The following is an 11,521-nucleotide window of genomic DNA, read 5'->3' as shown; positions in this document are numbered from 1 at the left end:
TCCTCGTGGACGGGTACGTAATCGCGGCCGTCGGCAGTCTTGGCCGGGTTGGCCGCATAAGCGGGCTTGCCGTCGGGATCTTTCCAATAAAGAACCCGACCACTCGCCGAAGGCGTCGTGCTCGCAGACCCAGATTGTGACGCATCCCCGCTCAAATCCGAGGACGGAACGCTAGGCCAATGCCCCGTGCCGATCCGGTAGCCGACCGCGGTCGGCACCAGAACGAACAGAAGGCCCGCCAGCACGAACACCAACTTGCGCATGGGGCGGTCCTCAGTCCTTCGCGGTGAAGACGACAGTGCCCTGTACGGTCTCGGGCTCACCCTGCACCTTGGCCTGCAGCTTCAAAGCCCAGCCGCCCGCCATCGTGAAGTCGGCCCTGAATTTATAGACCCCGGGCTCGCTTTCGGTCAGCGGCTCGATCTTGGTCGTCATGCCCTCCATGTTTTCTGGGGACATGTCGAGCCGCGTGCGGAAGATGACTGCGTCCTCGACAGGCTTGCCGCTTGGTTTGTGGACGAGCCGAACGGCAATATCGCTGCCAGGACCGTTGCGAACCTCGGTCTTGACCGCTTCGAAGGCATAGTCCTGGGCTGCCGCAAGAGCGGCCATAGGGGTGGACACTGCCATAAGGCAAACCACCAGCATCATTTTCGTTTGGTTTTTCATGTCGATCTCCGTGTGGTGTGGTTGGGCAGCGGCCAAGCGCTGCGCATGCGACAGTCAGCGGACACGCTCAAAGAGCAGCCGCAGAACTCGCGTGAGTCGTCAGGAGATCAGACGATGGGTATGGGTGGGGGAGGCCTAGCCACAAACGGGTCGTAGGTATTCGCATCCCACACGACGAGTTGGGCACCCGCAGCCTGCACAAACCGCGCAGTGTCCGGCAACAGGGCCGCACCAAACTGAACCGAGCATTTGACGGAGCAGCCCGCCATGGCACCCGTGCAATCACCCTTGCAGCATGGGCTATCCGCGCCCTGATCGTGCATCGGGCAGGGCTTAGCCAAGGCCTGCTCAGTGGCCACGGCCACGCCGATGACCGACCCAAGGGTAAACCCCAAGGTCAGGAACAGCACGGCGATGGTACGTCTGAACGACATGGCAGGCTCTAATTTCACCCTTCACATGATGGGATTGGGACGTGGATTCGTCAACTATAGAGTTCGTGCGAGTTTAGCGGCTAAGCGCATGAATTGCGTCAGTTTTACATAAATGGATGAAGATTCATGTTTCGCAGACTTTTGGCGGCCGAATAACGCTTGGTCACTGGGGCATTCGCTCACCATCGCAACAGGCGCGGTCCGAGCGTCGCACCGGCCAAGGTGCACAGCACAATTGTGCCGCCGTACCAAAAGGCCACGAAAGGCAGTGAGTCGTCGGTGCAATGGAGTGCGTAACCGATCGCACTCAAACCGCCAGCAACGAGCCCGGCGAGGGCGCCCGTGCGGATGAGGTCCGTTGGAGCCATCCTGCGCAGCACCCAGATCACCGCCGCAAACGGCACGACCGCAATGATGGGAATGGAGATGAGGCATTCCAGCCATTGATCTCCCATGATCATCCTGTTCCAGTGCGACGTGGGGGCGAACGCGAGGCTGATCACTGCCAGGAGCATCGTTGCAACAAACGGCAACGCCGCCCACGTGATTGCCACCCGCCCTTCCCCGCCTGGGCGGGCCAACTTCATCAGATAGACCGAAGCCAAGACGACAATTCCCACTGCGAAAGCAAGCTTCGCCAGCAGGAAAATGAGGGGCCCGGTTTGAGGCAGATCCCCGCGCAAACCGAGGGCTAACACCATCGTACCGACCGCTGCAAGCGAACCGATCGCGATTGTCGCGCCGATCTCCCGCACAACTCGCCGACGGTCGACCGCCTCAACGTTCGTACTCAGCATGGTAATCAGTTCATCTGTCTTCACGATTTCGTCTCCCGGGCAATCGACGCCGCCAATATTTTCAATCCCCGATGCACGTTGACCTTGATAGCGGATTCCGACATGCCGCCCCGTTTCGCCGCTTCGGCAACGCTCAGTCCGTCAAGTTTCACGCACTGGATCGCGTACCGCATTTTGTCGGGGAGCTCGCGCATAAGAATTTCTAGATCGTGCCCGCTCTCCACTCCGGAATGATCCTCTTGAGCCACAAGCTCGCCTGCATCGTCCAACGGCACATCGGCCAGCGAGGCGCGCGTGCGACGCAGATGGTCAATGAGCTTATAGCGCGCGATGGCATAGACCCACGGCATGAACAGCTCGTTGGGATCGTAAGTGTGCCGCCGGGTGTGAAGGGCCATGAGCACGTCTTGCATCACATCCTCTGCCTCTGTCGCCTCTCTGCCAATACGTGACAGCTTAGCCCTATAGTAGCTGCGCAGCAGCTTGCTCAGCCGGTCGAGAAGCGTGCGGTACGCAGCCGAGTCGCCATCGAGACCGGCCAACATCAGTTGCTTCAGCTCGGCCTCGTTTAAAGTCACTGGCGATACCTGTCCCTCTGTCTATCGATCTATTCGTTTGCAAGCGGGCTTCGGTTACAGCGTTCGAAAATATTTGTTCAGCTGGCGTAAAAAGGGACTTTCATATAATCGGCCTCGGATCGAACGAGCCTCGTTCAAGTCGGAGCGACGAAGGCGTGCTGGGCTGGGCAATCTGCCAGGTCGGAGCCCGCAATCCTTCGTTTACTCATGCCGGGGCAAGGCTCGACATTTTTCCTACGATCCATGTAACCGAACTCGCGCCAGTCTCGAACTTACTTGCATCCGCATGATCGTCCCCAAGCCGGGCGCGTGCGACAACGCAAGGAGACCAGGAACATGTCACGTACCGCTTTCCCCCGCCTCATGTTGAACCTCGCTGCAGCCGCTTTGCTAACCGGCACCGTCGCCGGCCAGGCGCAGGCTGACACGATTTGGCGCTTTCCCTATAAGGGTGCGCCGTACGCGGTCCCGCACGAGCATAACGGTCGCATCGCGATCGGTCAGAATACGCGGAAGCCGAAAGCTGTCCACGCGCGCGAGGCAAAGAGAACGCATGTCGCTGGCTCGCCAGCTGTCGTTCGCTGACTCAGGTCGTTATGCAATAATGGCGGGCGCTCCTGTTGGGCGCCCGCTGCACGGGGGATTTGTTTCGCAATCGCGAGATTGCAGTGATGATCTTGCCTGAGCCATGGGGTAGTGCCTATTTACATCCAAAGTGCACCTGACTTGCACCCGTCGAGGCAGTGCGCATGAAGTTCGTTCGCACCATCCTTGCGATTTTCATCAGCGCCGGGCTCGCTCTGGCGCCGGTGCAAGCCGCGTATGCCATGCGCATGGTGCCGATGGCGTCCATGGAAGACGCGGCCGACGCGACATCCCCCGCCAGCCAGGATTGCCCTTGCTGCAATATCGCCGTCAGATGCCCCATGAACATGTGCGCAACACATTGCGTGCAGCTCGCCCCGGCTTCTGATTTCGCCTTCGGTGCAGCTCTAGTGGGTCACGCCACACTCCGCGGTTTTGTGCCTTCCCTGCACGACGGGCTCAACTGGCAGCCCCCTACCCCGCCCCCTAGAGCTTGATCCTTCACGCGTGAAAATTGCGAGCGGCGACGCTCGGCATTGATGCTGCGCAGCTCGTGCTGCGCCGCGGGTGAAGACATTCCAAACTCGGGAGTTACGAAAATGCTGAAATCTCTAATCACTGCCCTTGCCCTGGGCGCTTTCGCCTTGACCGGCGTCGCCGGCCAAGCGCAGGCACAATATAAACCGCCCTACAGACCGCCCTGCAGCAACGCACCAAAGAACTACATACCGTGCCCCTTGACACCTCAGGGGCCGCAGCTGCCGCAGCCGAAGGGCAAGTAGGCGTCAGTCCTCAGGCCCGCGGCGACGCCGCGGACCTGAGGACATTCAAAACTCGGGAGTACGAAAAATGCTGAAATCTCTAATGGCGGCTCTTGCCTTGATCGCGGTGGCAGGGAGTGGCTTCGCGGTGGTGGCGCAAGCGCATCATAAGGTCGGACACTGCATACCGGGCATCGTCACCGCAGGATGCCCGATGACACCGCAGGGACCGCAGTTGCCGAAGCCAGGAAAGTAAGTGTAGAGCGTCAGATGACCTGTCCCGGATCGGGCAGATCCGCGCACTTCTGCGAAGTCTCCGGTAAGGCAATCTGACTGAGTGGCCCGGCTCCTTGTCACAATGAGGGGCCGGGCTTCGTCCGCCGTTACCTCGCAAGCAGACAGCGGATACGAAATCACCCCCTTCGATTGAGAGCATCGAGAATTGGACAGGTCATCTGCCGGCCCGGCTGACAAGCACTCGTCAACGTCGCCAGAGCACGCTCGAGGTTTTTGAGGCTCGCGATTTTGCCTCACCAAGATGACGCTTGCCGCCTCAATGCCGTTGACGCTCGGCGCGATGGAACAGGGCGAGTGACCGCTTTGTTCATGCCGACGGGAGCGCCTCGGACCCGCTCGGGCGGATCGTCGGATGGCGGGAGTACGAGTGCCGCCATAAACCAGCGCGATACGTGGCCGTACTTCAGGCCGACAAGACGGCTCTGGGTGTTATTGTTTACCAACGATACCAAGCGCAGATGTCCGCCATTACCTCAGTCGCCGCGCCAAATAAATCCGACGAGAACTCAATTTCGAGACAAGCTGCGTCTCCGTTGAGGTGGCCTACCCCATCAATCAGCTGCCAACGCTCGGCGCCGCCCTCAGGTTGGCAATCCCTGGTGCGGCTGTAACCAAATGTGCGTCAGATCCGAACTCACCAATAGTCGCAGATCGTCCGCGCCCTTCAGGGATCGTCGGTCAAACATGTCAGACTAGCCAACAAGGAAGGAGATACGAAATTGACTAACAGATCTCAATTTATTGCGGTGAGCCTCGTGGCAGGAACTCTCGCGTTAGCGTCGGCCGCTATCGCCCAAAGCTCCACCTCAACAGCACCTGGTGGCCGAGCACCGGCCCAACATCACGGCATGACGATGGATGGTCATCACGGGATGATGCACATGATGGCTGGAGCGAACCCATCGCAGATGACGCGAATGCTCGAAAACTGCAACCGCATGATGGAAATCACATTGCAGGAGACACCGAAAGTTCCCACGGCACCGGCGCCATCGGAGGGCAAACCAAACGGCTAACCTCCGCTAGAGGGAGGGGGATAGCTGCATCACCCCTCCCCACAGCTCACCACGAGGAACACAATCATGACAACGATCACATCATCACATAAGTCGGAGAACTTTCACGAACTCCTCTCGGCCGCGCGCCACTATCTGGGTGGCCGACGTACTTTGACCGTCTTAGCCATTGCAGCTATCGCCGCTGGTCTTGCGCTCAATTGGAGTTGGCTTGTTACCGCAGGGCTTGCTCCGCTCGTGCTGACGCTCCTGCCCTGTACAGCGATGTGTGCCCTCCATCTGTGCATGAAATCTGGTGGGGAAGGCCACTGCAAGGAGGCAGTTGCACGCGACGGCCCGCAACTGCTTCCTGCGCCAGTCGCAGAACGTCGCTCCGAGCGAGAACACGCGTAGACGCACGCCAGGGCGATCGAGCCGACTTGATATGCTGTCACTGAACAACAAACGCAGAGAGCTAGCGCCATGACCACGGACAACGAACACCTGGCGGGCCAGTGCTGCTCGTCTGCTCGGGCTCTGCGTCCCAACAGCTGCTGCGGCTCTGAGAATACGAGCCACGGCAATAGAGATCCGGTATGCGGGATGGCGGTCGGCGCGCATACCGCGAAACATCGCGCTGACCACGCGGGCCAGATATACTATTTCTGTTCAGCCGGCTGCCGCACAAAGTTCGTTGCCGAACCAGGGCGATACCTCGACAGCGCCTCGTCGTCCGTGATCGAACCTGTTGCCGAAGGCACAATCTACACCTGTCCGATGCATACTGAGATCAGGCAAGTCGGCCCTGGCGCGTGCCCGATCTGCGGTATGGCGCTGGAGCCATTGCTTCCTGGCGAAACGACGGAACCCAACCCCGAGCTCGTCGACATGACGCGCCGATTCTGGATCGGTCTCGTCCTCACGCTCCCCGTGTTGGCGCTGGAGATGGGAGGGGAGATCACGGGGTTGCGAACGCTTCTCGGTCAAGGTCCGTCGAATTGGATCCAGTTCGTACTCGCGACCCCAGTGGTTCTCTGGGCAGGGTGGCCATTTTTTGTGCGTGGGTGGCACTCGGTGGTGACCTGGAACCTCAACATGTTCACGCTGATTGCGATCGGCACGGGCATGGCTTGGCTTTACAGCGTGGTCGCGACGGTCGCGCCGCAGCTCTTTCCCATCGCGATGCGTGCTGCGGACGGGGGCGTGCCTGTCTATTTCGAAGCGGGCGCGGTTATCACTGTGCTCGTGCTGCTCGGCCAGGTGCTCGAGCTGCGAGCCCGCGAACAAAACTCGGGAGCAATCCGGGCCCTCCTCGATCTAGCGCCCAAGACCGCTCGTCGGCTGCGCGACGACGACGGCGAGGAGGAGGTTGCACTCGATGCCATCCATGTCGGTGACAGGCTGCGTGTGCGTCCCGGCGATAAGGTTCCGATCGACGGCGAAGTGATCGACGGGCGCTCACATGTCGACGAGTCCCTGGTCACTGGCGAGCCGATCCCCGTGCTGAAGGAGTCCGGTTCGAAGGTCATCGGCGGTACGCTGAACGGCAAAGGCAGTTTTGTCATGCGCGTGGAGCGGATTGGCCGCGAAACGATGCTCGCGCAGATCGTCCAGCTTGTGGCTCAGGCCCAGCGAAGCCGCGCTCCGATTCAACGCCTGGCCGACGCGGTATCATCCTGGTTCGTCCCAGCCGTTATCGCGATCTCTCTCCTGGCCTTCGCGGCCTGGTGGTTGGTTGGACCCGAGCCGCGCCTTGCCTACGCACTTGTGGCCGCAGTATCCGTTCTCATCATCGCATGCCCCTGCGCGCTCGGCCTTGCGACGCCGATGTCGATCATGGTCGGGGTCGGCCGAGCCGCACAAGCGGGCGTTTTGATCAAGGACGCCGCGGCGCTAGAGCGCATGGAGAAGGTCGATACGCTCGTCGTTGACAAGACAGGAACCCTAACAGAGGGCAAACCTAAAGTCGTGGCAACCGTTGCCGCCAGCGGCTTTGACGAAACCGAGCTCCTGCGCTTGGCAGCGAGCGTCGAGCGCGCCAGCGAGCATCCGCTTGGTGCCGCCATAGTCGCTGCGGCTGTTGACCGTCGCATTGAGCTACCGAAAGTGTTGGATTTCGACTCGTCGACGGGTAAGGGCGTCCTCGGCGTCGTCAACGGCAGGAAGATCGCCATCGGCAACGCCAGGTTCCTCAACGAGCGCGGCGTCCAAACCGCAGACCTAACGGATAAGGTCGACGAACTGCGCCGGGATGGCGGCACGGTGATCTTCGTCGGTGTCGATAACAAGCTGGCTGGCATCATTGCCATCGCCGATCCAATTAAGGAGTCGACATCGTCTGCCCTCAGAGCCCTGCAGCACGATGGCATCCGCGTCGTGATGCTCACGGGCGACAGCCGCACTACGGCCGAAGCCGTCGGACGGCGTCTTGGCATCGACGAGGTGAGAGCCGAAGTGTTGCCCGAGCAGAAGAGTGAAGTGGTCGCCGCGCTGCGGGAGGAGAAGCGTGTCGTCGCCATGGCTGGCGACGGCGTCAACGACGCGCCCGCGCTTGCCGCTGCGGACGTTGGGATCGCCATGGGTACAGGCACCGACGTTGCCATCGAGAGCGCGGGTATCACCCTTCTTAAGGGTGACTTACAGGGGATCGTTCGCGCCAAGCGCCTGTCTGAAGCAACCATGCGCAACATCCGCCAAAACCTCTTTTGGGCGTTCGCATACAACGTTGCGGGTGTGCCGATCGCGGCGGGTCTGCTTTATCCCATCTTCGGACTCCTGCTTTCTCCAGTCGTTGCCGCTGCGGCCATGGCGTTGTCCTCCCTCAGCGTCGTCGGCAACGCCTTGCGGCTAAGGATAGCGCGGGTCTGATTGAGATGTTTGCACCTACCCTTCGACGTTGGACCCGGCCCAGCGGACACACCGCAACATGGCTCAACGCAAGGAATGCGTTCGCGCATTGATCGAACTTGACCACGCCAAAAACCTCACTGTCGAGTACGTCCGCGGCACCGTGAGGCGGGAGGCGCTTTTAACGCGGCGCGCGAACCGGTGGCGAGGTGCGGCCCTCTACATGACCGCTCTCGTGGTCACGCTCGCCTGGATCGCCGGATGGCGGGAATACGAGCGTCAGCGGATACCGACGCATTACATAGCCGTTCTGCAGGTAGGCAATGGCAAGCCCGTCTTCTTTCTGAAGATCAACGTAACGCGTCAGTATGCGCGAAAACGCTGATCTCAAAATCCGAGTAGCCGGACGGGAGCTGTATTGACGCGGGTCTGCCTTGAACATCGAAGGCGGTTTGCCGGCGTCGTACCCAGAGAAATGCTTTCTACGCCGCGGCGGAAAATGTAAGCGGCGAATAGGCCTTGTTGCGTTCGTAGTCGTTCAACAGCCGATCCCGCCGGAAGGCATCGAAGAACTCATCCTCCTGCACGCGAAGCGCGGCAAACACTTCCTGCATCGACGTGCCCGGATAGACGTCAACACCGGCCGGCTTGCACAGCCACGAAAACACGGCCAGCTCTTCCATCAAAAACGCGCGTGAATAGTCCCTGGCAATCTTTGCAGTCTCAGCGCTGACCGCTCCGCGGCTTTCCAGGCGCGCACAAAAACGCTCCACCCACTCGTCCAACGCATTCCGGAAGTCGGCATCCCCATCGTAGTGCTCAACAAGCCGTGTCAGCGCCGTGCCGGTATCGCTCTTGGCCAGGGCATCGTCCCATCGCAGGATCTCGACATTTCGCAGTCTTGAGATCGAGACACGATTCCGGCGCAGCCGCTCATCACCGCTGTTCCGGCACATCGAGGCCGCCAGACATTCGTCCGCAACCGTCTCACGCATCACATTGAACCGCTGCAGCGTGTCCGACACGACCAGCACGGCATGCGGGAAGCGCTCGGCCGCCCATTCGCAAAACGCAAAAAGCTTGCCGCCCTCGACCGCGGACTTGCCGACACTGTTATGAAGCCGGGCTTCCGGCGCGCCGTGCCACGGCACGCTGTTCTTCAAGCAGACCTTGTATGGCCCGGTCGCAGAAGGGTACTGAATGCGCGTCTGCTTAGAGCCGGACATCGGACGCGCTTATGTTCGGCTGATCCAACCCGGCTAGGATTTCGATCGACGACCTCAAGCCGCCATCTCCAACGCGCCACCAAAACTCGGCCCGAGGTATGCCTTGTTGCGCGTGAAATCGACCTGCACCCAATCTTTCCGGTAGGCGTCGAAGAAACTGCCCTCATGCGCGCGTAACGCATTGAACACCCCCTGCATCCACGATCCCGCATACGAGTCAACTCCAGCCCTCATGCACAGCCACGAAAACACGGCCAGCTCCTCGAGCAGGAACGCCTTCGAGTGCGTCTCATAGATCGATCGATCGCTTCCCAGGTCGCGTTCTCCGCGCGTTGCGAATGCTTGAACAGTTTCATCTATGGCGGTCTTGAAGCCGTCATCGCACTCATACAGATCGCGCAAGCGGGTCTCCGCCTCCGCCGTCTCCTGCGTCAGCCGCACCTCTTCCCATCGCATCACCAACGCCTTGCTATCCAGCAGGTCAATTGCTGCGCTGCTACGCGCAAGCCAGTCATCGCCGCTTTGGCGACTGACCGCCAGAGCCCGCTCATGATCGGCCAACGTCTCGAACATCACGTTGTACCGCTGCAGCGTATCGGACACCACGAGAACCACGCGTGGAAACCGCGCTGCGGCCCATTCGCACAACGCATAGAACTTATCGCCTTCGGTGCCGGGATTGCCGATGCTGATTTGAAGACGTACTTCCTCAGCACCCTTCCAAGCGGCACCATTTTTCTGCGTCACCTTGTATGGGCCCGTCGGGCCCGGATATTGAATCGATTTAGAACCGCTCATGCGCTGTGCTCTCCTTTGGTTGTTCCAGTTGGTCCCACAAGAGCGCCAGCATGTTCCTCCAGCTTAAGACGAGCGACTCGTCGTGGATTACGACTGCTTTGGTATTGTCATCGGCGCAAACCGCGATCTTATCGCCATACACAAGCGTCACGGTGTTGAGGAATCGTTCCTTCGGCACCCATCGATACTCTGACGGCTCTCCCAGCAGATAGGTGTTGCCTTCGCGAATAAAATTCTTGCATGTCACGCCGGCGGCTCGGATCGCTCTGATGCGTGCGATCGTATCCGAATTGGATTCGCGATCATCGGCGCAGAGAATGATGAGCTCGCCACCCGATGCCAGCTCGCCAGCCACGTCGTCCAGTAAACGCGGCCACCAGCCCTCGCCGTCGATCTCATAGTTGGACAGATTCCTGAAATCCAGACCGTCCTGCCTGATGATAACGCCGCCCGATGCCAGAGCGTCCTCGAGTTTTTTCAGCGTTGAGGCACTGACATCGCCCGTCTTCCCACGCTCAAACCCCGAAATCGTGGGCTGCGCGACGCCAGACCGTTTCGCAAGCTGCGCCTGGGACCAACCCAGATATTCACGTGCCGACCGAAAATGACTTCCTGTGTAAATCGCCATAATAACTATTTTATATCAGAAACCGTTTCTAAAAGAAAGTATTTTATAGTCTAATTCCATAAATTAATGCCCTATTAATAATTATGACGTATAAACGACAAAGTTATAAAAACAAGCAACAAGAAGAAACGGAGATAAAAATGAAGATATTGAAAGAAACTTTATTCGAGCGCATTCAAAACCGCATGATGCCCGAAAACGCCATTCGCGTGATCGCCCGGCTGCAGAAGGCTTCGGCCAACCGCACCATCGACTATATGGACCTCAAGGAGGCGTCCGAAATGCTCGCCCGGTACCGCACGGAGGCCCGCATCGCCATCAGGACCTACCGCCGCTGGCAAAGCCGCCAGAGATCCGCGCAAATGCTAGGCACCCTTAAAGATCAGCAGGGCCGCGTCTGGGAAAACCGCCAGTTGATCGCGGAAGTCCTTGAGCCGCACGCAACCGAGGAAGGCCGCATCCTGCTTCAACAAGCACGCGCTCAGGCAAGCCTCTACCTGAACGCTTCCTGCGATTACCGCGACCTCTTTGAAATGGCCATGAAACCCTACGTTATCGCCTCGAACGAAGCCTGATTACCCCATGGTCCCGGCGGCTGGCTCCCCCCGCCGTCGGGACCACCCCCGGATTCGCGCCCTTCTTTTCTACTCCCCACTTCCGATCAGATCTCAGGCTCACCAAAAAACCATGGCCCGCCGGCCGGCCTCCGGAGCCGCTGCCGCGCGCCGATGCGTAGCCGACCGCGCCGCCTACCGGCCGCAAGGCAACCCTGACGGGCGCGCTGCGCGCGGCCTTGCGGCCCGGCGCCGGGATCGGCTTAGCCGCATCTCGCGACGGCGGCTTCTCTAATTGAGCCTGTCAACGGGGACGTGCGATGACTTTCTCGTCGCTTCGCTCCTGTTCACC

Annotated in this window: 12 protein-coding genes and 1 pseudogene; 5 read left to right on the top strand and 8 right to left on the bottom strand. The window is 59.9% G+C overall.

Features of this window, described 5'->3' with window-relative positions; translation table 11 throughout:
• From K2Y42_RS21220 to K2Y42_RS21200, 5 genes and pseudogenes are all read right to left on the bottom strand, one after another.
• Positions 1 to 263: pseudogene (locus K2Y42_RS21220) on the bottom strand (hypothetical protein); the annotation flags it as partial.
• A 10-nt stretch (positions 264 to 273) separates the two neighbouring features.
• Complete coding sequence (locus K2Y42_RS21215) at positions 274 to 669, bottom strand: FixH family protein (protein ID WP_291156789.1); 396 nt, start codon at positions 667 to 669, stop codon at positions 274 to 276.
• Positions 670 to 776: 107 nt separating this feature from the next.
• Complete coding sequence (locus tag K2Y42_RS21210) at positions 777 to 1,103, bottom strand: hypothetical protein (protein WP_291156786.1); 327 nt, start codon at positions 1,101 to 1,103, stop codon at positions 777 to 779.
• Between the two features lie 179 nt (positions 1,104 to 1,282).
• Positions 1,283 to 1,924: a DUF1109 domain-containing protein gene (locus K2Y42_RS21205; protein ID WP_291156784.1), complete on the bottom strand. Its 642-nt coding sequence runs from the start codon at positions 1,922 to 1,924 to the stop codon at positions 1,283 to 1,285.
• A complete protein-coding gene (locus K2Y42_RS21200) occupies positions 1,921 to 2,478 on the bottom strand; it encodes a sigma-70 family RNA polymerase sigma factor (RefSeq protein ID WP_291156781.1) in 558 nt (185 codons plus the stop codon). Before K2Y42_RS21200 ends, K2Y42_RS21205 begins: the two co-directional genes overlap by 4 nt.
• 1,434 nt (positions 2,479 to 3,912) lie before the next feature.
• Between K2Y42_RS21200 and K2Y42_RS21195 the strand changes: the two genes are divergently transcribed.
• The 4 genes from K2Y42_RS21195 (at position 3,913) to K2Y42_RS21180 (ending at position 8,348) form a co-directional block, all read left to right on the top strand.
• Complete coding sequence (locus K2Y42_RS21195) at positions 3,913 to 4,080, top strand: hypothetical protein (protein ID WP_291156779.1); 168 nt, start codon at positions 3,913 to 3,915, stop codon at positions 4,078 to 4,080.
• Between the two features lie 760 nt (positions 4,081 to 4,840).
• Complete coding sequence (locus K2Y42_RS21190; protein ID WP_291156776.1) at positions 4,841 to 5,137, top strand: hypothetical protein; 297 nt, start codon at positions 4,841 to 4,843, stop codon at positions 5,135 to 5,137.
• A gap of 462 nt (positions 5,138 to 5,599) precedes the next feature.
• Complete coding sequence (locus K2Y42_RS21185; protein ID WP_291156774.1) at positions 5,600 to 7,984, top strand: heavy metal translocating P-type ATPase; 2,385 nt, start codon at positions 5,600 to 5,602, stop codon at positions 7,982 to 7,984.
• A 58-nt stretch (positions 7,985 to 8,042) separates the two neighbouring features.
• A complete protein-coding gene (locus K2Y42_RS21180) occupies positions 8,043 to 8,348 on the top strand; it encodes a hypothetical protein (RefSeq protein ID WP_291156771.1) in 306 nt (101 codons plus the stop codon).
• A gap of 97 nt (positions 8,349 to 8,445) precedes the next feature.
• Here K2Y42_RS21180 and K2Y42_RS21175 read toward each other — a convergent pair whose 3' ends face one another.
• From K2Y42_RS21175 to K2Y42_RS21165, 3 genes are all read right to left on the bottom strand, one after another.
• Positions 8,446 to 9,126 carry a hypothetical protein gene (locus K2Y42_RS21175; RefSeq protein ID WP_291156769.1) on the bottom strand — a complete coding sequence of 227 codons (681 nt, stop codon included), beginning with the start codon at positions 9,124 to 9,126 and terminating at the stop codon, positions 8,446 to 8,448.
• Between the two features lie 117 nt (positions 9,127 to 9,243).
• The gene (locus tag K2Y42_RS21170) at positions 9,244 to 9,987 is read right to left on the bottom strand and encodes a tRNA-dependent cyclodipeptide synthase (protein WP_291156767.1); all 744 of its coding nucleotides are present in this window, start codon (positions 9,985 to 9,987) and stop codon (positions 9,244 to 9,246) included.
• Positions 9,974 to 10,615, bottom strand: a complete 642-nt coding sequence (locus tag K2Y42_RS21165; RefSeq protein ID WP_291156764.1) for a helix-turn-helix transcriptional regulator — start codon at positions 10,613 to 10,615, stop codon at positions 9,974 to 9,976. Before K2Y42_RS21165 ends, K2Y42_RS21170 begins: the two co-directional genes overlap by 14 nt.
• 83 nt (positions 10,616 to 10,698) lie before the next feature.
• On the opposite strand from K2Y42_RS21165, the gene K2Y42_RS21160 reads away from it, so the two are divergent.
• A complete protein-coding gene (locus K2Y42_RS21160) occupies positions 10,699 to 11,190 on the top strand; it encodes a hypothetical protein (RefSeq protein WP_291156762.1) in 492 nt (163 codons plus the stop codon).
• Positions 11,191 to 11,521: the final 331 nt, after the last annotated feature.

The organism is Hyphomicrobium sp., assembly GCF_019744875.1.
GTDB lineage: Bacteria > Pseudomonadota > Alphaproteobacteria > Rhizobiales > Hyphomicrobiaceae > Hyphomicrobium_C.
Note: the sequence above shows the minus strand (reverse complement) of the source record. Positions and strands in the feature narration are given on the sequence as shown.